Annotated in this window: 17 protein-coding genes; 8 read left to right on the top strand and 9 right to left on the bottom strand. The window is 66.6% G+C overall.

Going from position 1 to position 24222, the window contains the following annotated elements; all coding sequences use genetic code 11:
• Positions 1-48: 48 nt before the first annotated feature.
• From EVC45_RS08785 to EVC45_RS08760, 6 genes are read left to right on the top strand one after another with little or no spacing between them, the layout of a single operon-like run.
• Positions 49-324, top strand: coding sequence for a phenol hydroxylase subunit (locus EVC45_RS08785; RefSeq protein WP_129957607.1), 276 nt, complete (start codon positions 49-51; stop codon positions 322-324).
• A 50-nt stretch (positions 325-374) separates the two neighbouring features.
• The gene (locus EVC45_RS08780) at positions 375-1430 is read left to right on the top strand and encodes an aromatic/alkene monooxygenase hydroxylase subunit beta (protein WP_129957606.1); all 1056 of its coding nucleotides are present in this window, start codon (positions 375-377) and stop codon (positions 1428-1430) included.
• Positions 1423-1695, top strand: coding sequence for an MmoB/DmpM family protein (locus EVC45_RS08775; RefSeq protein ID WP_129957605.1), 273 nt, complete (start codon positions 1423-1425; stop codon positions 1693-1695). The genes EVC45_RS08780 and EVC45_RS08775 overlap by 8 nt, the downstream gene beginning before the upstream one ends.
• A gap of 32 nt (positions 1696-1727) precedes the next feature.
• Entirely contained in the window at positions 1728-3359 is a 1632-nt protein-coding gene (locus tag EVC45_RS08770; protein WP_129957604.1) for an aromatic/alkene/methane monooxygenase hydroxylase/oxygenase subunit alpha, read from the top strand.
• A 38-nt stretch (positions 3360-3397) separates the two neighbouring features.
• Complete coding sequence (locus EVC45_RS08765; RefSeq protein ID WP_129957603.1) at positions 3398-3760, top strand: phenol hydroxylase subunit P4; 363 nt, start codon at positions 3398-3400, stop codon at positions 3758-3760.
• Between the two features lie 40 nt (positions 3761-3800).
• The gene (locus EVC45_RS08760; RefSeq protein WP_129957602.1) at positions 3801-4865 is read left to right on the top strand and encodes an NADH:ubiquinone reductase (Na(+)-transporting) subunit F; all 1065 of its coding nucleotides are present in this window, start codon (positions 3801-3803) and stop codon (positions 4863-4865) included.
• Between the two features lie 31 nt (positions 4866-4896).
• Here the strand turns inward: EVC45_RS08760 and EVC45_RS08755 are convergent, their stop codons facing one another.
• Positions 4897-7575 (bottom strand): response regulator, encoded by a 2679-nt coding sequence (locus EVC45_RS08755; protein WP_129957601.1) that lies wholly within the window; start codon positions 7573-7575, stop codon positions 4897-4899.
• Positions 7576-7950: 375 nt separating this feature from the next.
• Between EVC45_RS08755 and EVC45_RS08750 the strand changes: the two genes are divergently transcribed.
• Positions 7951-9183 carry a DUF2252 domain-containing protein gene (locus tag EVC45_RS08750; RefSeq protein ID WP_129957600.1) on the top strand — a complete coding sequence of 411 codons (1233 nt, stop codon included), beginning with the start codon at positions 7951-7953 and terminating at the stop codon, positions 9181-9183.
• A 69-nt stretch (positions 9184-9252) separates the two neighbouring features.
• Here EVC45_RS08750 and EVC45_RS08745 read toward each other — a convergent pair whose 3' ends face one another.
• The 8 genes from EVC45_RS08745 to EVC45_RS08710 form a co-directional block, all read right to left on the bottom strand.
• Positions 9253-13944, bottom strand: a complete 4692-nt coding sequence (locus EVC45_RS08745; RefSeq protein ID WP_129957599.1) for a cellulose synthase subunit BcsC-related outer membrane protein — start codon at positions 13942-13944, stop codon at positions 9253-9255.
• Positions 13935-15122: a cellulose synthase complex periplasmic endoglucanase BcsZ gene (gene bcsZ, locus EVC45_RS08740; protein WP_129957721.1), complete on the bottom strand. Its 1188-nt coding sequence runs from the start codon at positions 15120-15122 to the stop codon at positions 13935-13937. The genes EVC45_RS08745 and bcsZ overlap by 10 nt, the downstream gene beginning before the upstream one ends.
• A 19-nt stretch (positions 15123-15141) precedes the next feature.
• Entirely contained in the window at positions 15142-17715 is a 2574-nt protein-coding gene (gene bcsB / locus EVC45_RS08735; RefSeq protein ID WP_129957598.1) for a cellulose biosynthesis cyclic di-GMP-binding regulatory protein BcsB, read from the bottom strand.
• 3 nt (positions 17716-17718) lie between these two features.
• Complete coding sequence (gene bcsA, locus EVC45_RS08730; RefSeq protein ID WP_129957597.1) at positions 17719-19926, bottom strand: UDP-forming cellulose synthase catalytic subunit; 2208 nt, start codon at positions 19924-19926, stop codon at positions 17719-17721.
• Positions 19923-20711 (bottom strand): cellulose biosynthesis protein BcsQ, encoded by a 789-nt coding sequence (bcsQ, locus tag EVC45_RS08725; protein ID WP_129957596.1) that lies wholly within the window; start codon positions 20709-20711, stop codon positions 19923-19925. The genes bcsA and bcsQ overlap by 4 nt, the downstream gene beginning before the upstream one ends.
• Positions 20708-21754, bottom strand: a complete 1047-nt coding sequence (gene bcsP / locus EVC45_RS08720) for a cellulose biosynthesis protein BcsP (RefSeq protein WP_129957595.1) — start codon at positions 21752-21754, stop codon at positions 20708-20710. The genes bcsQ and bcsP overlap by 4 nt, the downstream gene beginning before the upstream one ends.
• A gap of 230 nt (positions 21755-21984) precedes the next feature.
• Positions 21985-22440: a cellulose biosynthesis protein BcsD gene (gene bcsD / locus EVC45_RS08715; protein WP_129957594.1), complete on the bottom strand. Its 456-nt coding sequence runs from the start codon at positions 22438-22440 to the stop codon at positions 21985-21987.
• Between the two features lie 187 nt (positions 22441-22627).
• Positions 22628-23047, bottom strand: a complete 420-nt coding sequence (locus tag EVC45_RS08710; protein ID WP_129957593.1) for a hypothetical protein — start codon at positions 23045-23047, stop codon at positions 22628-22630.
• A gap of 10 nt (positions 23048-23057) precedes the next feature.
• Between EVC45_RS08710 and EVC45_RS08705 the strand changes: the two genes are divergently transcribed.
• The gene (locus EVC45_RS08705; protein WP_129957592.1) at positions 23058-24203 is read left to right on the top strand and encodes a GGDEF domain-containing protein; all 1146 of its coding nucleotides are present in this window, start codon (positions 23058-23060) and stop codon (positions 24201-24203) included.
• Positions 24204-24222: the final 19 nt, after the last annotated feature.

Genomic DNA, 24222 nt, shown 5'->3' with positions numbered 1-24222 from the left:
AACCAAAGCGTGCAGTGACGGATAACGCAAAACCATCTGGAGACAGTGATGCCCTCGCATTCACCCCACGCCGAACCGGTCTCGCGAAGCTTCGACGTCACGCGGCGCTATGTGCGCGTGCGCGAGCGTCGCGACGACGGTTTCGTCGAGTTCGATTTTTCGATGGGCGATCCGGGCCTGAGCGTCGAGCTCGTGATGAGCGCACCAGACTATGCGTCCTTTTGCGCGAGTCATCGCGTGTGTCAGTTGAGCGACGACGAAGCCGCGGCGCTCGATCTAGAACAGCTGAAGTGGCGCTACGGCGAGCCGGGTGTCACTGAATGAAGCGCGCATAACCATCGAAGCCCTCGCATCAGAGACAAAGGAGACACCCCATGCAGATCGACATCAAGACGTCCTCGGTCGAGCAGATCCGCCAGACCTTCTCGCATGTCGCGAGAAGGCTCGGCGCGGACAAGCCGGCGTCGCGCTATCAGGAAGCGACGCTGGAGCTGCAGCCCGAAGACAACTTCCATTACCGGCCGCTGTGGCAGCCCGGCTTCGCGCTCTACGACAAGGGTCGCACGGCAATCCGCATGAACGACTGGTACGCGTTCAAGGACCCGCGCCAGTACTACTACGGCGCGTACACGATCGCCCGCGCGAGGCAGCAGGACGCAATGGAGAAGAACCTCGAGTTCGTCACGCGGCGGCGTCTGCTCGCCGATCTGCCGGACGACGCGAGAGCGCGTATCGCCGCGCTGATGGTGCCGCTGCGCCATATCGAATGGGCGGCCAATACCAACAACTGCTTCGTGACCGGCTACGGCTGGGGCACCGCGATCACGCAGGCGACGATGTTCCACGCGATGGACCGGCTCGGCATCGCGCAGTACCTGTCGCGTATCGGTCTGCTGCTCGATGGCAATTCGGGCGCGTCGCTGGTCGTTGGCAAGACGCAATGGCTCGACGATCCGATGTGGCAGGGCCTGCGCCGCGTGGTCGAAGACATGATGGTCGTGCAGGACTGGTTCGAAACTTTCGTCGCGCAGAACGTCGTGCTCGATGGCTTGCTGTATCCGCTCGTGTATCGGCATATCGACCAGCGTTTGTCGCGCGACTACGGCGCGGCGCTCGGCATGCTGAACGAGTTCGCGAGCAGCTGGTACGACGAAACGGGTCGCTGGGTCGATGCGACGTTGAAGACCGCGGCGGCGGAGTCGACGGACAACGCCGTGTTGCTCGGCCGGTGGATCACGAAGTGGCGCTCGCGCGTGCTCGACGCGCTGTGTCCGCTTGCGGTCGAGGCGCTTGGCGCGGACGAGGCCGAAGCGGCGTTCCGCGATATCACGCAGGCGTTCGATGCGCGCGTGCAGAAGCAGGGCGTGCCGCTCGCGGCTGAACCGGCGGAACAGGCAGAACAACAGGCACAGGAGGCCCACCATGGCTGATTCGGTATTCATCGCGTTTCAGGCCAACGACGACTCGCGCCCGATCATCGAAGCGATCGAAGCGGACAACCCGCATGCCGTCGTCAACGCGTTTCCGGCGATGGTCAAGATCGACGCGGTCGGGCGGCTCGTGATCCGGCGCGAGTCGATCGAGGAGCGCATTGGCCGCGACTTCGATCTGCGCGAGCTGCAACTCAATCTGATTTCGCTCGGCGGCAACATCGACGAGACCGACGACGAATTCATTCTCGAATGGAAGGCCTGAGCGGCCGCGAACAATCGCATGGGAGACGCACGATGAGCACCACGAACACGACGCCGAAGAAGCTGAGCATCAAGGAAAACTACGCGATGCTGACGCGCGGCCTCGGCTGGGAGACGACCTATCAGCCGATGGACGAGGTCTTTCCGTACGACCGCTTCGAAGGCATCAAGGTCCACGACTGGGACAAATGGGAAGACCCGTTCCGTCTGACGATGGACGCTTACTGGAAATATCAGGGTGAAAAGGAACGCAAGCTCTACGCGATCATCGACGCGTTCCAGCAGAACAATGGCCAGTTCAACGTGACCGACCCGCGCTATATCAACGCGCTGAAGCTGTTCCTGACCGGCGTGAGTCCGCTCGAATATGCTGCACACCGCGGCTTCGCGCTGGCCGGCCGCAACTTTCGCGGCGCCGGCGCGCGCATCGCGTGTCAGATGCAGGCGATCGACGAACTGCGCCACGCGCAGACGCAGGTTCACACGATCAGCCACTACAACAAGTTCTTCAATGGCTTTCACGACTTCAAGCACATGCACGACCGGGTCTGGTATCTGTCGGTGCCGAAGTCGTATTTCGAAGACGCAATGAGCGCCGGCCCGTTCGAGTTCGTCACCGCGATCTCGTTCTCGTTCGAGTACGTGCTGACCAATCTGCTGTTCATGCCGTTCATGTCAGGCGCTGCATTCAACGGCGACATGGCGACGGTGACGTTCGGCTTCTCCGCGCAATCCGACGAATCTCGCCATATGACGCTCGGTCTCGAAGTCGTGAAGTTCCTGCTCGAACAGGACCCGGGCAACGTGCCGATCATCCAGAAGTGGATCGACAAATGGTTCTGGCGCGGTTACCGATTGCTGACGCTCGTCGCGATGATGATGGACTACATGCTGCCCAAGCGGATCATGTCGTGGCAGGAAGCGTGGGAAACCTACTTCGAGAAGAACGGCGGCGCGCTGTTTCATGACCTCGAACGCTACGGCATTCGCATGCCGAAGTACCACGAGGTCGCCTCGAAGGAGAAGGACCGCATTTCGCACGAGGCGTGGGGCATCTTCTACAACTACACGCACGCGGCGGCGATGCACACGTGGATTCCGTCGGATGACGAAATGGACTGGCTCGCCGACAAGTATCCGGCGACGTTCGACAAGCTGTATCGTCCGCGCTTCGAGTACTGGCGCGAGCAGCAGAAAGCGGGCAAGCGCTTCTACAACAACACGCTGCCGATGCTGTGCCAGATCTGTCAGATCCCGATGGCTTTCACCGAGCTCGACGATCCGACCAAAACCTGCTACCGCGAAAGCGATTACCTCGGCAACAAGTATCACTTCTGCTCGGACGGCTGCAAGGACATCTTCGACAACGAGCCGGAGAAATACGTGCAGGCCTGGTTGCCCGTGCATCAGATCTACCAGGGCAACTGCTTCGAGAAAGACGCGGACCCGTCCGCCGCCGATTTCGATCCGCTCGCCGAAGTGCTGCGCTATTACCACATCAACGTGGGCGCGGACGGCCATGAATTCGAGGATTCGCCCGACCGAAAGAACTGGCTGCGCTGGACCGGCAAGCCGAGCCACGGCGGCGAAGGGACCACCGAAGGGACCACGGAAAGCGCCGCCGCAGCCTCAGCGCAAAGCACGCCTGCCGCGCAAGCCGCGTGACGCTCGCCCACGCCAATCGAATCCGAAGGAGACACATCATGTCAGTTATCGCGCTCAAAGAAGGCTACACGGGCGAAGTGAAGGACCGGGAGGAGAACTTCCACGGCAACCGGCTGCTGTTCATCGGCTGGGAAGATCATCTGATGTTCTGTGCGCCGCATTGCATTCCGGTGCCTCCGTCGATGACATTCGCGACGCTCGCGAACGACGTGCTTCCCGGCATCTATTCAGCGCATCCCGATTGGGAAGAGGTGAAGCTCGACGACATCGAGTGGTTCCGCTCGAACGAGCGCTTTACGCCCGTGTTCGATCGGACGCTTGAAGAAAACGGCTTGCGTCACAAGGCGCTGATCCGTTTTCGCACGCCGGGCCTGACCGGCCTTCGCGGCTCGTGCAGCTAGGCCGCGCATTCACCCGATCAGAGAAAGAGGAGACGCTGACATGAGCTACCAGCTAACCATCGAGCCGATCGGCCATACGATCGAAATCGGCGACGATCAGACCATTCTCGACGCGTGCCTGCGCGCCGGCGTGTGGTTGCCGCACGCGTGCTGCCACGGTTTGTGCGCGACCTGCAAGGTGCAGGTGGTCGACGGCGAGATCGAGCATGGCAACGCGTCGCCGTTTGCGTTGATGGATTTCGAGCGCGACGAACGCAAGTGCCTCGCCTGCTGCGCGACCGCGCAATCGGATCTGACGATCGAAGCCGATATTGACGAGGACGTCGACGCGCGCCACTTCCCGGTGCGCGACTTCACGGGACGCGTGAAGGACAGCGTCGATCTGACGCCGACGATCAAGGGCATCTTCGTCGAACTGGACGGCGACGGCATCGAGTTTCAGGCGGGGCAATACGTGAACGTGCGGATTCCAGGCGAAGACATGCCGCGCGCGTTCTCGCTCGCCGGCAAGCCGGGTTCGTCGACGCTGATCGAGCTGAACGTAAGGCGCGTGCCGGGCGGCAAGGGTACCGGCTATCTGCACGAAGCGCTGAAACCCGGCGACGCGCTGCGTTTCAGCGGGCCGTTCGGCCGGTTCTTCGTGCGGGCGTCGGACCCGCAGCCGGTAATCCTGATCGCGGGCGGCTCCGGGTTGTCGAGCCCGCGCTCGATGCTGCTCGATCTGCTCGACGAGGGCGACACCCGGCCGATCACGCTCGTGTATGGCGCGCGCGATCGCGCGGAGCTGTACTACCACGACGAGTTCGTCGATCTCGCCGGGCGGCACGCGAATTTCACCTATGTGCCGGCGCTGTCGAACGAGGCCGAGGGCAGTGCATGGGAGGGCTTCCGGGGCTTCGTCCACGAGGCCGCGAAGGCGCATTTCGGCGGTGATTTTCGTGGCCACAAGGCCTATCTGTGCGGACCGCCGGTGATGATCGAGGCGTCGATTCGCGCGCTGATGCAGGGGCAGCTGTTCGAGCGCGACATCTACACGGAGAAATTCCTCAGCAATGCGGACGGCGCCGAAGCGCTTGCGAAAAGCCCGTTGTTCAGGTCGATCTGACGCACCATGGCGACACGTCAGCTACGGCGGCTCAAGCTCGCGCATTGGAGCAGGACGCCGCTTCAGTGTGGTCGAGCCATTGCGCGAGCTCGTGTCGCAACTGCGCAAGATCGAGCGGCTTGCCCAGCATCCGCGCGCCCGGAATCGCCGCACCGATCTCCGCGCTGTGACCGTAACCCGACACCAGCAGCACGTGTATCTCCGGCTGCACTTGCCGCACCGCGCGCGCGAGTTCGTCGCCGGACATACCGGGCAGTGTGAGGTCGGTCAACAGCACGTCGAAGTGCTGCGTGTTCGCGAGCGGCAGCGCGGCTTCCGCGCTCTCGACCGCGGTGCAGGCGAGGCCGAGCGCGCCGAGCAGTTCGCCGAGCGCCTCGCGCGATTCGGTGTCGTCCTCGACGAACAGCACGCGCGCGGTCTCGGCGGTCGCGCGCGAGCGGCTCTGCTTGTGCGGCTCGTTCTTCGATTCTTTTTTCAACTCGTTGCGCGGGGCCTTGGTGGCGTCGTACGTATTGGCGCTTTCGTACGCGACGGGCGGCACGCACGCGGCGATACGCGCTTCGCGCATCGCGGCCGCCTGGTCCGCGCGTGCGGCGCCCGCGCGTAGAACGTTGCGCACCAGACGAGCAAGATCGTCGCGCCGATAGGGCTTCGACAGCAGCGTGATACCCGCGTCGAGCTTGCCGTGGTGGACGATCTCGTCGCGCGTATAGCCCGAGGTGAACAGCGTAGGCAGCGGCGGCGTGCGCGCGGCCGCGCGCTGCGCGAGTTCGACGCTCTTCAGTTTGCCGGGCATCACGACGTCGGTGAACAGCAGATCGATCGGCACGTCGCTGTCGATGAACTCGAGCGCCGCGTCGCCGTTCGACGCGGTCAGCACCTTGTAGCCGAGCTGGGCGAGCATGTCGACCGCGGTCAGGCGCACGTCGGCATCGTCCTCGACGACGAGTATCGTTTCGCCGCCGCCGACCGACGCCGCGGTGCCGTCGATGGCTTCCGGCGTCTCCGCCTCGCAGCAGCGCGGAAAGAATAGCGATACCGTGGTGCCTTGTCCCACTTCGCTTTCTATCGTCACATGCCCGCCGCTTTGCCGCGCGAAGCCGAACACCATCGAGAGGCCGAGGCCGGTGCCGTGGCCGTCGGGCTTGGTCGTGAAAAACGGCTCGAACACGTGTTGCAGCACTTCGGGCGGCATCCCCGAGCCGGTGTCGGCCACCGAGAACTCCACGTATTCGCCCGGCGACAGCTCCGGCTTGCCGCGGCAGAACGCGGCGTCGAGCGTGCGGTTGGTCGCGCGCACGGTGAGCACGCCGTCGGCGCGCATCGCGTCGCGTGCATTGATCGCGAGATTGAGCAGCGCGTTTTCGAGCTGATTGCGGTCGACCTGCACGTTCCACAGATCGTCGCTGAGCACGGTGTCGATGCGCACCGTTTCGCCGAGCGCGCGGTGCAGCATCTCGCTCATGCCGGTCAGCAGGCGGCGCGGATTCAGCACGGTCGGCGACAGCGGCTGACGCCGCGCGAACGCGAGCAGGTGCGCGGCGAGCTTCGCGCCGCGTTTGACCGCATCGGTCGCGGCGGATAGACGCCGCTGCGTGACCGGGTCGTCGTCGGCGTCGGCCGCGAGCATCTGCAGATTGCCGTTGATCACCTGCAGCACGTTGTTGAAGTCGTGCGCGACACCGCCCGTCAGGCTGCCGATCGCTTCCATCTTCTGCGCCTGGCGCAGCTGCTCCTCGGCGAGCGCGCGCGCCGCGATCGAATCGGCGACGCGTTGCTCGAGTGTTTCGGTTAACTGAAGAAGCTGCTGTTCGGCGATCTTGCGCTCGTGAATGTCGATCAGCACGCCCGGAAAACGCGTCGGCTCGCCGTGTTCGTCGAACTGACAGCGTCCGTTCGCCTGGACCCACATATAGCTGCCGTCAGGCCGCTGGATTCGGTACTCGGCGCGAAACGGCTCGCCGCTGCGGATCGCTTCGGCCGTCAAGTGGTCGTTGAGCGCCTGGTCGTCGGGGTGGATCATCTGCGTTACGGCATTACGCGCGACGCCTTTCGACGCTTTGTCGCGCGCGAACAGGAAGGTGCGCGCGAAGCGTTCGTCGCCCGTGACTTCGCCGGTGCGCACGTCGAGCACCCAGGTGCCGAGCACCGCGCCGGTGTTCAGCGCGAGCTGCAGGCGTTCGTTGGTCTCGTGCAGTTCGGCTTCGGCTTGCTGGCGCAGGCGCTCAGTGAGCACGCGACCGGTGGTCTCGACGACCATCGCGAGCACGCCGGCCGGCGCGCCGCTGTCGCCCGCGACCGGGCTGTAGTACAGATCCATCCACACGTCTTCGGGCTTGCCGTCACGCAGCAGCACGAGTTCCTTGTCGCGATACGACAGCGTGCCGCCCGCGAGGCAGGTGACCATCACGTGATGGTTGAAGTCGGCGACTTCGGGCCAGCCGTCTTCGACCGGACGGCCGAGCAGATACGGATGCCGGCCGCCCGCGAAGACCGCATACGCGTCGTTGTAGATCATGTAGCCGGGCTCGTCCCACAACAGCACGAGCGGCATCGGCGACGCGAGCATCATCAGGACCGTCGAGGTCAGGCTGCGCTGCCAGTTTTCGATTGCGCCGAGGCTGGTCGCGCGCCAGTCGAATTCGCTGATGCGTCGCGCCATCTCGCCGCGCCAGCCGGCGCAGCCGTGTTCTTGTGCCGGAAAAGGCATGCAGCGCTCCACGTGCAATCAGGTCGAAAATGGTGGGCTCTTGAGCGAAGCTTCGAGGGTTTCGCGCGGCCTCGCGAGCTGCAATTATTGTAGGGCACAACGCAGTGCGGTTGACTTCATCGCAGACGCTATTCGGGTTTTGCCGGGCATGCAGCAATGTCCGAAAACGTACTGATTCGGCATGTCGCTCGATGTGCGGGCAACATTTACCTCGGGGTGCGATTGTCGCGCGGCAAAAGCGGAAGAAGCGCCCGCAATGTCCGCCTGGATCGATATCCTCGTGTAAGGGGGAGTCGTGCGGACTGTCAGGTGCGAATCGTGCTGACGTCGCCGATTCCTGCGCGAGCATCGAACGTCAACAGGACGCACCGGACGATGGCGAACAAAAACATCACACGATATCCACTCCCCAAACCCGCCGCGCGACAGCCGCGTCTGATCCGGCGGCGTAACGCGAAAATGGCGCGCTCCGCGCACGCGTACGTACGCGGCAATACCAGCAAGTTCTATGAATGGCTCGACAGCATCGAGGGCCATGCGCTACCCGAAGGCCCGGCGATCTGGATCTGCGGCGATTGCCATACCGGCAATCTCGGTCCGGTTGCCGATGCGCAAGGGCGCGTCGAAATTCAGATTCGCGATCTCGACCAGACCGTGATCGGCAATCCCGCGCACGATCTGATCCGTCTCGGTCTGTCGCTCGCCACCGCCGCGCGCGGCTCGGACCTGCCCGGCCTGACGACGCTGCGCATGATGGAGGCGCTCGCCGACGGCTACGAGCGCGCGTTCGACGAAGCCGCCGGCGACGCCGACATTCACGCCGAAAAACCCGAGGCCGTACGCGTCGTGATGAAAGAAGCGGTCCGGCGTTCGTGGCGCCATCTCGCCGAAGAGCGCATCGAGGATCTCGAGCCGACCATTCCGCTCGGCCCGCGTTTCTGGCCGCTCGCGAAAAGCGAGCGGCGCGGGATCGAAGCGCTGTTCGAAAAGGGCTCGCTTGCGCGGCTCGCGACGCAGTTGCGCGGCGCGGGCGACGACACCGAAGTCGAAGTGCTCGACGCCGCGTATTGGGTGAAGGGATGCAGCTCGCTCGGCCGTCTGCGCTACGCGGCGCTGCTCGACATCGACGGCGCCGCGCTCGACGGCGACGACCTGTGCCTGATCGATATCAAGGAAGCGGCGCAGGCGGCCGCGCCACGCTACGCGGGCGCGCGCATGCCGCGCGACAACGCCGAGCGGGTCGTCGAGGGCGCGCGGCATCTGGCGCCGTCGCTAGGGGAACGCATGCGCGCGGCGCGGCTCGACGGGCGCGCGGTGGTGATCCGCGAGCTGTTGCCGCAGGACATGAAGCTGACGATCGAACAGTTGACCCGCGACGAAGCGATGAAAGCCGCGCGCTTTCTCGCGCTGGTGGTCGGCAATGCGCACGCGCGGCAGATGGACCGTGGCGAGCGTGCCGCATGGCTTACCGAGCTGCGCCGCAAGCGCTCGAAGACGCTCGACGCGCCGGGCTGGCTGTGGACCAGCATCGTCGAGCTCGTGAGCAGTCACGAGGCCGGCTATCTCGAGCATTGCCGGCGCTATGCGATGGAGTGCGAACGAAAGTGAGGAACGGGTGAGCCCGACGCTTGCGGCTTCTCAGGCGCAAGCGTCGGGCTCAGCCGTGGAGCGCATCCGTCAGTTGGACAACGACAGATACTGCGACGTCAGCGGCACCGGCGGGAACGGCTGCAAGCCGGTCTGCCTGTCGAAGCTGTAGCGCACGTACACGGCCGCGAGCCACTCACGATATTCATAGGCATTGCCGAACGATGCGGTGGCCCCGACCGCGAGTTGCGGCGCGAGCTGATATTCGCCGACGCCGCTGATCGAATACGACACGCCCGTCTTGCTCTGGCCGGGGTAAATCTGATTGCTCTGCACGCCTGTCGGGGCCTGGTTGCTGCTCGCGAACGCCGCCGCGTTGCTTTGCCGGGTGGGATCGGTCGGGAAGTAGTTCGACGGATCCTCGCGGTAATGCTGCACACCGATCGAGCCCTTCACGTCATACGTGAAGAGGCCTGCGCGGCCCGCATATTCGACCGGCAGATTCAGGATCACGTACTGCTGCGGACTGAAGTAGCCGCCCTGGCCGTACGTGAAGTACGACAGATTGCGGTTGTAGCCCATGATCGTCGTGTTCACGCCGACCGTCAGCGTCTGGTCGGCGTCTTTCAGCAGACGCGTGTACACGCCGCCGCCGCCCTTGACCGCGTTGTTGCTCGGGACGTTGGTGCCCATGTAGTGCTGATACGACGCGTTCGCGTATACGCCGCTCGTGCCGTCGTCCCACGACAGGCTGGCGAGCGCGCCGTTCGACGTGACGCCGCCCCATTCGAGGCCGGACGCCGCATCGCGCGCGCCCGCGTACGACAACAGGCTGTCCGTCACCGCGCGCCGTGCGACCGCGATCGAGTACGAGACCTTGTCGGTGATGCCGCCGTTGTACTGCGCGCCGCCGACGATGTTGGTCTCGCGGAAGCCGATCGGCGTCACGCCGATGTCGCCGCTGATGTTGCGGCTGTCGTAGCCGACGGACAGGCCCACGCCGCTCGCGGTCTGGCTGCCGTAGGCGTTGTTGCCGGCCACGACGTTGGACGCTGACGGCAGGGTCGACATCCCCGCGCCGAAGCGCGCGAGCGTCGTCGGGCTGTTCGAGGCGGTGCCGGCGTCGAGCGTGACCGGGGTCGCGGTGACGACCACATGACCGTTGCCCGCCTTGATGCGCCCCTGGATCGGCGCCTCGATGTCGGTGAGCGACGACAGGCCGTCCTCGCCGACACGATTGCGGAAGATCAGGCCGCCCGACACGGTGCTCGACTGCTCGCGATTGATCTGCGCCAGCTCTTCGGCGACGCCGAGGGTTTGCGCGTTCGCGACGTTCGAGCGCGGATTGTTCTGCGCGCCGCTGCCGGGCGGGTAGTACTGCTGCGCATAGCCGGCGGGCGGCTGCGGGATGTAGGGTTGCTGCGCGTAGTAGCCCTGGTTCGGGTAAGGCTGCTGCTGATAGGGTTGCTGCTGATAGGGCTGCTGCGGCGGGTACGGCTGGTACGGCTGCGCGTAGCCCTGCTGCTGCTGATACGGCAGCGGCTGTTGCGCGTAGACCGGCGCCGGTTGGCTCGTTTTAGCGGTGCTGTTCTTTGCGCTCTTCTTCGTGCTCGTGCGTGTCGATCCGTACGGCAGCGGCGTCGACGCGGCGTTGGCCTGCGCTTCGCGCGCGGCCGGCGACATCGGCCATGGTGTGGCCGCATAGCCGTCCTGCGCGCCGTAGGGCTGCTGCGCGTATGCCGGCTGGCCGTATGCCGGTTGCTGCGGGTAAGGCTGCTGCTGCGGATACGCCTGCTGCTGCGCATAAGGCTGCGGCTGCGCGTAGCCCGCGTTGTACTGCTGCTGCGGCATCGGCTGCGTGGGCGCCTGGCCTTGCCCCGGATAAGGCTGCAACGGCGCGCCCGACTGGCTCGATCCGTAGGCTTCCTGCCCGTAGCCGCCGACCTCGGCGGCGGAGCGGGGCGCGCCATAAGGTGCGGCGACGGGCGTGGGCGGTGCGGCGGGCGGGTTATAAGGCGTCGTGGCGGGCGCCATATAAGGCGCGACATACGGCGCGGGCTGAGGGGGCGGCGGATAGTTCGGCACGGTCTGCGTCGGCGAGGAGGACTGCGTATTCAGGAAAGGCGCGGCACTGTCGGTGTCGCCCGAAGGGACGATCGCGGTTTTGCCTTCGAATGGATTGGTGCCCGGCAGCGGCGTCGCGCCGATCTGGCTCATCGCCGCTTCCCAGCCGCGCGGCACGTTGCCGCCGGCGTTGCGAGGCGCGTTCGCCATCAGCGGCGTATTGGCCGCGACGAGCGAGCGTTGCAGATAGGTCGCCGCGAGCGACAGCTTGCCCTGGGCGCGATACATGCGGCCCACGGTCGCGAGCACGCCGGGGTCGTTGGGCGCAAGGGCGAGCGCCTGGTTCGCGAGCGTTTCGGCGTAGCTGAACTGCTTCGCGCCGGCCGCGGCCGAGATCGCCGCCTGCAGCAGGTTCAGGTCGTCGGGGCGGCGCTGCAGCGCGACGCGGAAGCTCGTGAGCGCGTTGCGGTCGTCGCCCGCGCTCGCGTACATGCGGCCGAGCGCGGCCTGCAAGTCGGGGTTGTCGGGCATCGCGGCGAGCCATGGCGCGATCACTTCGTAGGCGCTGGCGAGGTCGCCGCGCTGGCGCACCGCATCGGCCTGGCGGATCACGATGCCGAGATTCAGGTTGTTGAAGTCGGTGCGCTGCTGCGGCGTCAGCTGCATGCTTTGCAACTGGCGCATCACGGTGCCGAGCTCGGCCTGCTGGTTGGCCGCGGACAGAATGCCCGCGTACTGCAGCAGCAGATCGGTGTTGCCGGGCGCCGCGCTCATCGCGCCGCGTATGAGGCTCAGCGCGCGGGCCGGATCGCCGGCCTGCTGGTACGCGCCGGCGATCACGCCGATCAGCTCGGGGTTGTTGCCGGCCACCGGCTCGGCCGCGCGCAAGGTCGCGATGGCCTGCTGCGTCTGGCCGTTCTTCGCCATGCGCGTCGCCAAGTCGGCCTGCTGATGCACCCACAGCCGATGCTGCAACGTCGTCATCGCGTCGGTGCGCTGCGCGGGCGCAATGCGGTCGAGCTGCGCGAGACCGGTCGACCAGTCCTGGGTTTCCGCCGACAGCAGCGCGCTCGCGTACAGCGCATCGGTCATGTCGGGATGGGTGGCGAGCAGTCCGTCCATCATGCTGCGCGCGTTCGCGACCGCACCCTGGCGCACGTAGATGCGCGCGAGGTCGAGCCGCAGCCACGGATCGTCGGGCTTGTTGAGCAGCGCGTCCTCGAACAGGCTGCGCGCGGTGCCGAGATCGCCGCGCGCTTCGGCGGCGCGCGCCTGCGCCGCCTGCGCGTCGCCGCGCAAACGGTCGATACCGCCGACCTTCGCCTGTTGCTCCGCATTCAGCTGATTGGCGAACTGCAGCGCTTCGTCGGCGCGGCCCTGCGCGGCGAGCGCGCCGACGAGGCCGCGAATTGCGTCGGGGTTGTCGGCCTGACGGCGCAGCGCCATCCGGTACGCCTGCTCGGCGCCGGCCGGGTCGCCGGTCTGAAGCAGCATTTCGCCGAGTTGCACCTGCGCGGTCACGTCCGACGGATTCAGCGCGATCGCCCGCTCGAACAGCGCCTTCGCCTTCGCGAACTCGCCGTTGCTGCGCGCGCCGATCGCCTCGCTCGTGTAGGTCCAGTAGGTCGCGCTGTCGAGCGCGCTCTTCCAGCGCGCCGGATTGGGTCCGCGCGACGCGCGCTCGAGATAGTTGCGCGCCTCGGCGAATTGCTCCTGCTTCAGCGCGGCGATGCCCATGCCGCCGAGCGCGTCGGTATCGTTAGGACTGGTCGCGAGCACCGACGAGAACTTCGCGCGCGCGCTCACGAGGTCGTCGCGGTCGAGCGCGGCGAAGCCTTCGGCGATCACGCGGCCGCGCGCGTCGGCGGCGGCGTTTTCCTGCGCGCGGGCGCGCGCCGCGCTGTCCTGTTGCACCATGGAATCGAAGCGCGCCTTCACGGCGGCGTCTTCACCGGCGGCCTGGAAGTACGACTCGTACAGCGCGGCGTCGGAGGGCCGCGCGTCGAGCCACAGCAGCGCCTGGCGCCAACTCTTTTTCGCCGCCGCGCCGACCGTGGAATCGCCCGCGAGCTTCTGCAGCCGCGCGATCCCGTCGCGCCGCGTGACGTCGCGATAGGTCAGATGCTGGGCGTACGCGAGTGCGAAGCGCGGGTCGTTCGGGTTGTCGTGCGCGAGCTGTTCGAGGCCGCGGCGCGCTTCGTCCCAGCCCTGCGGCGTCGCCGACAGCGCCTGGTAATACTCGAGCTGCAACTGGGGCGTGGCGGGTTTGCCGGCCAGCGCGCGCTGATACTCCTGCACCGCGCTCGCGCTCTGGCCGGCTTGCGCGAGCCGGCGCGCGTCGTTGATCGTCTGGTCGCGCGGGCTCGATTCGCCGAGGCGGCGGCCGAGCTCGTCGAGATTCGGATAATTCGGCGCGACCGCCTTCAGCCGCGCAAGGTACTGTTGCGCGCCGGCGCCGTCCTTGCGGTCGGCGAGCACCATGCCCATGCCGAACAGGGCGTCGGGCTGCTTCGGATCGATGCTGAGCACCTTCTGCCACGCTTGCTCGGCGAGGTCCCCGCGTTGATGCGACTGCCAGTACTTGCCCTGATCGATCAGCACGGTCAGCGGATCTTTGGTCGCCTGCGCGAGCGCATCGGGTGCGGCCGCGGCCACGCAGAAGACCGCGCCGACGGACAGCGCGATGCGCAGCGACACGGCGAGAGCGTTCAATCGCATGCGGTCCTCCAGGCGGGCACGAGGCTGCCGGCTTCATCGAAGCGGTAGCGGCCGTCGATGAATCCCGTGCCGAACAGACCCAGCACACGATCGTAGTACACCGGTTCGCGGCCCGGCACGCTCGCGTCGAGCGCGGCGAGCCGGGTGCGCGCGAGGCCGAGGCCGTGCTCGTCGCCCAGTGCCTTGAAGTACGGCGCGAGCGCGCCCCAGTAGCTGAGCGGGCCTTCGCCGCTCGACGCGCCGGTGGTCGACGACACCTTCTCCGGCGGGAAGCCGTTCTGCTCGACCTTCGCGCGCATGCCGCCGAGCGCGCCGAGCCAGGGCCTGGCGAGCGGATCGGCGGGCGACGCGAGGCCGGCCCACAGATAGACGCGGATCGCGTCGTAGCTGCCGACGTCGCCGTTTTTCGGATCGACGACGAAGCGGCCGTTCTGCCACGCCGCCCAGTCGGGTGCGAAGCCTTGCGGCGAGACCGTTTTGACGAACTGGAACGTGTTGTCGGCGAGCTTGGCCCACGGGCCGTCCGGCACCTCGTGCGCGAGCGCGCGCAGCACCGGCAGCGGCAGATAGCTCGGATTCAGGCGCGTGACGTTGCCGTTCCTGAAGCCCTGCGCACCCGGCAGCAGCATCGGCCCGAGGCCGGCCAGGTTCGCGACTTCGTCGTGCGCGATGCGCTCGGCGAGTGCCTGGCCGAGCTGCGTGTAGGCGGGGTTGTGCCACAGGCGGCCGGCTTGCAGCAGATCGTAGGCGATCCACAGGTCGGAATCCGATGCCGAATTCGGATCGAGCACGCCGTACGAGCCGTCCGGCTTCCTGCCCCATTGCCAAGCGGGCAGGCGCAGGTTCTGCGCGTCGAACTGGTTGCCCGCGAGATTCGCGCGGGTCCAGCCGAGCAGCTTGTCGAAGGTCGCGCGGTCGTTGGCGACCAGCGCGAAAAAGAGCGCGTAGGACTGGCCTTCCGAGGTGGTCTGCTGAGCCGGCGTCGAGTAATCGATCACGCGGCCGTCGGCCTGCACGAAGCGTTGCACGAAGCTGCGCCACGCGCTCCAGTCGCCGCAGGCAGCACCGTTCTGGGCGGCCTGAGCGGTGCCGCTCAAGCCCGCGAGACTCGCCGACGCCGCCATGCCAATACCGAGCGCCAGCGCAAAAGAAGTTCTTCTGCCGATCCGAAACCGCATACGAGTCATGTCCGTTCCATCATTCCTTCAGTCGACGCGCGGCGATCGCGCGCAGCGTCCGGTAGCACAGGCCCGCGATGATCAGCGCGGCGAGCACGCCGCCGAGCAGCAGCAGCAGCGGATGCGACGACAGCGCCCAGCGCAGATACTCCTGCGGCGACAGACGGCCGACAAAGTACGCGGTGCCGTTCGACGTAATGGTCACGTCGCGGCCGTGGATCACGGCCATCGCGCCTTGAATCTTCGGCAGCACGTCGGCGTCGAGCAGCGCGGCGGACAGATCGGCGTCCGACGGGCCGGCCGCGCTGATCAGCGCAACCGCGCTGCGGCCTCGTTGCAGCGGCGACTCGAAGCCGGTCAGCAGGGCCGCGCCGTTCGAGCTGACCATCGTCAGATCGGCGCGCGCGGGCGAGCGCTCGACGCCGCGCTCGCCGTGCCACCAGTCCTGCAGCTTGAACACGAGATCGGTGAGCTGGAACGTGTGCGCGGCGCCGTCGCTGGAGAACGGCATCGACTTCGACCAGCGCTGCAGCAGCGGCTGCTTGCCGGGCGCGCCGAACAGCAGCAGATCCTTGTCGGCGAAGCGATCGACGTCGGCCGCATGGGTGACCGTCACGCCGGCGACCGGGTAGCCGGTCGATTCGCCCATCCGGCCCATCGTCAGCAGATACAGGCTGTAGTCGCTCGCGGTGGCGTCGTCGGGCAGCACGACGGCGGTCTCGGAGAGGTCCGCCATCCGCGTGAACGGGAAGCCGCTATTGGCGAACGCGGCCAGATCGGGCAGCGCCATGTAGTGCGGGAACGACGACAGGTCGATCGTCGAGTTCGGATCGATTGCGCCGACCACGTTCTGCAGCAGGCGGCCCGCGCATTCGCCGGTGTTCGGGATGTCGTAGTAGAAGTGCAGGCGCAGTTGCGTGCGCGGCGTCATCAGCAGGGACGGGATGCGGATGTTGCGGCGCGCGTCGGCGGTGCCGTCGGGCATGATCAGGTTGAAGTAGCGGCTCAGCTCGAACACCGACGCGGCCCGCGCCGGAATCGGCAGTGCCTGCACGAAGCCGTTGTTCACGCTGATGTTCAGCGACGAGCGGTCGCGCGTCGGCCGCACCGTGTAGCGGTAGCGCAGATCGATCGGCGCGCCGCGCGTGTGCCACATGAACAGATCGGGCGGCACGCGCATGTTGATGCGCACCGCGTCGGCGTCGTAGCCGAACACGGTCAGGTCTTTCGGATCGGCGAGCTCGCCGAAGCGCACCGCGCGGTCGGTCGGCAGCCAGTTCGGCGCGTCGTACGGCACGCGCGGCGTGAGCTCGGTCAGCGACGTGATCGTCGCGCTCGCGCCGGACAGCGTGCTATGGCCGATCCCGAGCGACTTCGCGGCGGTCTTCAGCTCGGCCTCGTTGCGGCCGAGCACCAGCAGCAGCTTGCCGCGCGCGCTCGGGTCGCGCTCGACCACCGCGATGGTCGGCCCGGTGATCTCGGGAATCGTGACGCCGGCCGGATGCTGGTCGGGGGTTGCGAACACGACCGCGTTGCCCGACAGCGGCGGGTTGTCGAGCTGGGTCGGAAACACCGCGCCGCGATAGCCGGCCAGCGAGCCGAACCACGACGCGACGATGCCGGCGGCTTCGAGCGTGCCGTTGCCGGGTTTCTGCGCGAGCACGAACGGCAGTTCGAGGCGGCGCACGTCGCGGCGGTCGAAGAACGGCTGCGGCAGCGCGGCCAGCTCCGGCTTCGTCGCGAGCGACGAGTAGGTCAGGTCGAGCGAGCTCGCATTGCTGATCGTCGCCCACAGCGACGAGTTCGCGGGATCTTCGCAGGCCGTCGTGTAATGGCCGATCAGCTGCAGGTTCAGGTGGTTGAAGTCGGTGATGAAGCGCGGATCGATCGTGATGTCGCGCGCGACCAGCATGCCGGCCTGCTCGTGCGGCAACGGCAGCGTCGCCGCGACCTCGCCGTTGACCAGCACCTTCAGCTGCGACAGGTTCGCCAGCAGCGCGGGCGAGTAGCTGTAGATCAGGTGCAGCGTCGCGCCGGTCACGACCTCGTCGCCGCGCACCGAGAACGCGATGCCGTTCTGGCCGTCGACGCCGCGCAATTGCAGCGGATCGAGCGCGCCGAAGTCGGCGAACGTCAGCGTCTGACGGCGGCCTCCGGGCACCAGCGTGCCCGGCTCGGCGGTGGTCGGCGTGCGCATGCCGAGCGCCTTTACCGACGATGCCGCGAGCGCGGGCGTCGGCGTGGCGAGCTGGCCCTGGGCGATCGCGTTCGGATCGAACGGCACCGCCGCGCTCGGCGCCGGCACGTTGCCGACACCGGTTGCGACTTGCGCGGTTTGCGGCGCGCCGGCGGTCGCCGGGCCCGACGCTGGTTTGGCCGCAGCGGTGGCTGCCGGGGTGGCCGCTTCAGCGAGCGGCATCAACGACGCCAGCGCGGTCTGCAGCGCGAGCCAGCAGGCAATGCCGCGCATGACTCGCCGCGAGCGCCGCGAGGGTCGTGAGCCGCGACGGGCAATCGGGCTCGATTGGGGTCCAGTGCTGCTGCGCCCGTGAGCCGGGCGTTCGATATTGTCCTTCGCCATCCTGTTGCCCATAGATCAGTCTTTCGTTTTCAGCTTCTTGACGTCCGCAGGACGGCTTTTGATCGAACTGCGCAAGTCGTCGTACAGATGCTCGAACAGACCCGCGATCCCGCGCGCGCCCACCTTCAGCACGTGCGACAGACCGCGCAGCGGCGTGTCCGTCTCGCGACCCTCGGCCCAGCCGGTCCACGCATCCGCGCGGGCGAAGGTGGTCTTCACGAACTCGTACTCCTGTTCGCGCGACATCGACGAAAAGCGCAGGCCCACGCGGCCCGGCTCGCTGAAGCTGACCGTGGCGGGGAACGCGTACTCCTCGTCGCCGCGGAACAGCGACACGCTCACGCGCTCCTGCATCGGCACTTCGATGTTGCTGGGCAGCTTTACACCGACGCCGCCTTCCGAGTAGTCGATCGTTTCGCACGCGAGCGTGCGGCCGGTTGAGAACTTCAGCATCACCGGCATCTTCATCGCGACGCGCGGCACCGCGCGGATCTGGCGGCGCTCGCTGGCGGCGGCCACGCTCGCGCCGAGAATCAGCATGTTGTAGCTGGTCCACGCGAGATTGAGCAGCGTGGTCTCGACGATGCTGCGTACGTGCCAGTTCAGATAGATGTGCACGAGACCCGCGAGGAAGCCGAGCAGGTTCAAGAGCAGCAGGAACAGATACGGCCGCGAGATCGACCAGTCGAAATAGCTCTTCTCGATCACGCCGCCCTTGGCCGTCACGTTGAACTTGCCGAGCTTCGGGTTGATCAGCGCGAGCAGCGTCGGCGCGGTGATGTACGACGCGAGCACCGACTCGTACACCTCGGCCCAGAACGAATGGCGGAACAGCCGCTGCATCCGCGAGTTCGTGATGCTCGCGTGCATCATGTGCGGCAGCGCGTAGATCGCGATCGTGCTGGCCGCCGCTTCGATCACATGCGCGCCGAAGAACAGGTACGACAGCGGCGCGGTCAGGAACACGAGACGCGGCACGCCGTAGAAGAAGTGCATCATCGCGTTCAGATAACAGAGCCGCTGGCCGATCTTCAGCCCTTTCCCGGTGAGCGGATTGTCGATGCGGAAGATCTGCGTCATGCCGCGCGCCCAGCGGATGCGCTGGCCGATGTGGCCCGACAGGCTTTCGGTCGCGAGGCCGGCGGCCTGCGGAATCGCCAGATACGCGGTGGTGTAGCCGAGGCGGTGCAGCTTCAGCGCGGTGTGCGCGTCCTCGGTCACGGTCTCCACCGCGATGCCGCCGATCTCTTCGACCATGCTCCGGCGCAACAGCGCGCACGAGCCGCAGAAGAACGTCGCGTTCCACAGATCGTTGCCGTCCTGCACGAGACCGTAGAACAGCTCGCCTTCGTTCGGCACCTTGCGGAAGGTGCCGAGGTTGCGCTCGAACGGGTCGGCGGAGAAGAAGTGGTGCGGCGTTTGCAGCATCGACAGCAGCTTGTCGCGCAGGAACCAGCCGAGACCGATCTGCAGGAACGAGCGGGTCGGGATGTGATCGCAGTCGAAGATCGCGAGGTACTCGCCGCTCGTGATCTTCAGCGCCTCGTTGATGTTGCCGGCCTTCGCGTGGCGGTTGTGCGTGCGGATCGTCCAGTTCACGCCGACCTCTTCGCAGAACGCCTTGAACTCGGGGCGGCGGCCGTCGTCGAGCACGTGGATCGACATCTTGTCGGCCGGGTAGTCGAGCGCGAGGGCCGCGTAGACGGTCGGCTTCACGACGGCGAGCGGCTCGTTGTAGGTCGGGATGAACACGTCGACGGTCGGCCATGCGTCGCGATTGGCGGGCAGCGGCATCGGCTTGCGCTTGAGCGGCCACGCGGTCTGGAAGTAGCCGAGCATCAGCACGAGCGTCGAGTAGAGCTCGGCGGATACCAGCAGCAGACCCCAGGCGGCGTCGAGCGGATGCTCCCAGTACGTGGTTTCGGTCAGGCGCCAGTACATGTAGCGGCCCGACGCGACGATCGATAGCATGATCATCACCATCGTCGCGTAGCGGCCGGGCAGACGGCGAAACAGCAGCGCGAGCACGAAGCAGAGCGTCGCGAAGGTCAGCTGCTGATAGAACTCGAGCGGCACCGTGAACACGAAGTACAGCATGTACAGCGCGAGCAGCGTGACGAGCCCGGTGACGATGCGGCTGTTCCAGAAGCTCGCTTCGATGAAGCGTCCGAACCGCGACGGCTCGCCGCCCTCGGGTTCGCGTGAGGAGACTGGGCTGCTCATGCGACGTTCCTCGGCTGGGCGGCGATCGCGTCGAGCGCCGCCGTGAGCCACGCGCCGCACGCGCGGAAATCGGCGGCGGCCTGGCTCAGTGGATCGTAGTGGATCAGCGTGGTGTCGCAGGCGAGCGCTTCGCTGACACCTTCGTCCAGATGGATCACGCCGGGGAACACCTTGCCGGCGAGCATCTGGCGCAGCACCTTCAGCACGTCCTTGGTCAGCTGGCGGGACTGGTCGATCTGGTTGACCACGTAGCCGACGCCGCCGAAGTCCGCGCGCGGCGCGGCGTAGGTTTCGATCAGTCGCTCCATCAGCGGGATCGCCGCGTACGACGCGGCGTCGGCGAGCACGATGTTCAGCGCGAAAGTGGCCGCGCTCAGCGCGGTTCGCACGTAGGCAGACGTGCCGGGCGGCGTGTCGACGATCACGATGTCGGACGGATCGAGCCGCAGGTTCTGCAGCGACTGTGCGAGCCATTGCGGATGCTGGTCGATATGCGCCTCGAAGCGGCGGCGGTCGTCCTCCAGCAGCGCGCCATACGGCAGCACGGTCACGCCGTCGATGCCGTCGAACATCACCGTTTGCCACGGATTGCCGGAGAGCGTTGCGCGCGACAGGCCGTCGATGCTGTCGAGCGGCACGCCGAAGTGCAGACGCAGCGCGTTTTGTGGATCGAGATCGAGCGCGATCACGCGCCGGCCGCTGCTGGCGAGCACGGACGCGAGATTGGCGGCGAGGGTGGTCTTGCCGACCCCCCCTTTGGCGGACACCACGGCAATGACTTTCATGAGCGGCGCGGACCGTTGGTGAGCCACGAGCCGAAGCCGCCGCGCACGGAGCCGCCGGGTGCCGGCGTGCCCTGGGCGGGCGTGCCGCGCAGGCGGTCGAAGACCGAGTTCAGCGGCGCGGACTGGGCCGCGGGCGCGGGCGCTTGCGACGGCGCGGAAGGAGTCTGCGCGGCAAACAGCTTGCCGAGGATGGATGGTGGTTGGGTCGGTCCTGCGGGCTGGGCTGGATAGGTGGGTTGCGTCGCCAGTCGCGATTGCGGCGACGGTGCCGGTGCAGCGCTCGCGCCGCCATAAGCCGGAGCGACGGCGCGGGCCCAGGCCGGCGCGACGGGTGCGGCGGGCGTGGCACGGGCGGCCGGCGGCAACGGCTGCGGGGCCGGAGCGCGGAACTGGAACGCGGACGAGAAGCTCGCGGGCGGCACGGCAGGCGGGGGCGCCGGGGCTATCGGTGCGGTGGGCGCAGCGCTGACGCTCGGTGCGACCCATGCGGGCGCGGTCGGTGGAAGCGAAGCTTGCGCCGATGCCGGTGCCGGTGAGGCAATCGGCGGGATCGGCGCCGAGGCTGCGGCAGCAGACGCAACCGGAACGCCCGACGCGACCGGAACGCCCGGCGCAGCAGCGACGCCCGACGACGCGACGCCCGCCGCTCGCGCGGCCGCCTCGTCGAGTTCGTCGGCCGTACCGAAGCGCGAGGCGCCGCTCGGCGCCGCCGGCTGGGCCGCAGCCACCGGTACCGGTGGAATGTCACGCCGGTGCGAGCGCGTGAACAACGGCGCCTTCGCGCGCGTCACCGATGCCATGTCCTTCGGGGTCGTGTCCTCGTGGCCGGCGGCCCGTGGCGCTACGCTCGCCGGCGGCTGCGGTTTGGCGTCGCGCAGCTGACCGATTGCCGGAATCGCCGGTTGCGTCAGATCGAGCGTCACGAGCAGCGGCCAACGAGTGCGCGCGGTGCGCGCGTCGTTTTCGCGGCCGATCTCCTGGTACGCGTTGGCGTCGCCGCCAAATTGCTCGAACAGTTTTTCGATGTCGCTCGATGAACTCATGATGCCGTCGTCTGTTACATACCGTGCATTGCCCCGAACCGACTCCTCGGGGTGCTGTTTATTTGAACTGCCTTCCCTGATTCCACGCGTCGGCTGTAACGACGTCGCACACTTATTGCAGTACTACCGCGCAATCTTGAAATTGGCATGTCGTTCGCGCGTTATGCATCTCGAGTCGTGCCGCTGATTCGCACGCTCGTTCGTACCTCTGTGTGTAGAGCCGCCGGTGCTCAGGCGGGATGACGGCCGAGGCGGAATTCGAGCGAGCTGTCCTCGCCGAACGCGCTCGTCTGCACGACCGACAAACCCTGCGCGCCCAGCGCGCTCAACCACGTCTGATAGACGCCTTCGAGAAACGCCGGCGTCCAGGCGAGCGCCGCTTCGCCGAAGGCCGGCAGCGGCGCGCAATAGTGAACGATGCGCAATGAGTCCGCCTCATCGGCGAGCGCGACGTAACCCCAATCCATCTGATGCCAGTAAAAATTCAACGCCTGCTCGAGCTCGGCCGTCGATGCGCAGGCGGGCAGCGGATGCGCAAGCGCGAAACGGCTGCCGACGCGATGCATCAGTTGACGCAACTCGTCGCGTCCGATTTGCGCTTCGAACTCGCTCGCCAGGGCGCCGAGCATGCCGCGCCATTGCGGCGAGATTTGGCGTTCAAGCAGATAGTTGAGGATTGGGACCATGGTTTCCGGAAGTGGTCGCTGCCCGTTGCACCTTCGCGAACGTGACAGCCATTGAGCATGAAGTCGGTAGGCAATCGCGCGCCGCGCGTCGTTTACGTCATTTCTACCGGGTTGTCCAGGGTGTCCGGCACACACCGTGAGAAGTCTACTTAAGACACTGGCTTTTAGCCACTTTCCATTGCTCAGCTTATACGTTAATTGACGCGCATTCGAGACACATGAATTGCGTAATTTTTGCTGATTCAAGGGAATTGAAACGTTTGCCTTCTCCGTTGCGCGAAAAAGCTTGTGCGGCAATAGGTGTATTAGCCGACAATCCCGGCATGCTTTGAGCTTTGCTTTTTTTAATCATGCATTCGGCGGGTGGTGAATCGTGCGAAGAGTCGCGCGGCGTGTTTGTCACACCTACCTTGCAGAATCTTGAACGGCGCGGGGCGAGGGCGCCCGGCGGCGGATTGGTGCGCGTATTAATCGCGCATATTGAATTGCGCAATTGCGGCAAGCAGTAACGAAAGTCATCGTCAATCGCGCGGCGCGGCTGGACCGATACAACACGAAGAAGCAAACGATGCAAAGCGCGCGGCTTGCGCGGCGTCGTTCGATTCAAACAATTTGCAATGCTCAATCCACTCACTATTCTGCTGGTCACGATTCTGGCTGACGCGATGGCGATGGCCGTGCTGCTGTCGCTGATGCGCGCGGAGATTCCGGGTGTCGGCTACTGGATCGCCGCCAACGCGCTCGCGGTCGTCGCGCTTCTGGGCGCTGCACTACAGGGACATGCGTCGCCCTGGCTGACGCTCGTCGTGGCCAACGGGCTGTTCGCGCTCGCGCTGCTGCTCCTGCTCGAAGGCTGCCTGCGTTTCCTCGGGCGCCGCGCGCGGCCGTGGCCCGCTTATGTGGGGCTGCTGTTCGTGCTGGTCGGGATGGTCTACTGGACCTTCGTGGTACCGAACTTCAATGCGCGCGTCGCGCTGGTGTCCGCCTATCACGCGAGCCTCTATGGGGCGCTCGGTGTTCTGATGCTGACCGGACGCCCCGCCAACCGGCCGCGCTACAGCTTCTACTTTCTCGCGACCGCGGCGCTGCTGCTGTGTCTGGGCCACACGACCCGAGGCGCCATGTACGGCTTCCATCTGCTCGAGCAGACGAGCCTGATGCAGGTGTCGATGCCCAACATCGTGTTTCTCGCGCTCGGCATTCTCGCGCCGCCGTTCCTGTCGATCGGCGTTGTGATGCTCGCGCACGACCGGCTCGCCGAGCGCCTCGAGCGGCTCGCGAACGTCGACGATCTGACCGGCGCGCTGTCGCGTCGCGCATTCCTCGAAATCGGCGGCGCGCTGCTGAACGCGTCGTTGCGCACGGGCTTGCCGGTCGCGATCGCGATCGTCGACATCGATTCGTTCAAAGCCGTCAACGATACGCACGGGCATGCGGCCGGCGATCAGGTGCTCGCGCACTTCGCGGCGTTCGTCGCACGCGAGCTGCGGATCGGCGACGTGTTCGGGCGATTGGGCGGCGAGGAGTTTGGCGTGCTATGCCCGGCGACCTCGGCCGGCGAGGCGGTCGTGCTGCTTGACCGCCTACGGGCGCGCCTTGCGGCCATCATGCCGGGCGAGCGGCCGCGCGGGCTGCGCTACACGTTCAGCGTCGGCGTCGACGAGCGGCGGGGCGGCGAATCGCTCGCGCAGATGATGGCGCGCGCCGACCGCGCGTTGTACGCGGCGAAAGCGGCGGGGCGCGATCGGGTGGTGGCGGCGTAGCGCAGAGCGTCGCAACGGG

Source organism: Paraburkholderia sp. UYCP14C (assembly GCF_004197395.1).
Lineage (GTDB): Bacteria > Pseudomonadota > Gammaproteobacteria > Burkholderiales > Burkholderiaceae > Paraburkholderia.
Note: the sequence above shows the minus strand (reverse complement) of the source record. Positions and strands in the feature narration are given on the sequence as shown.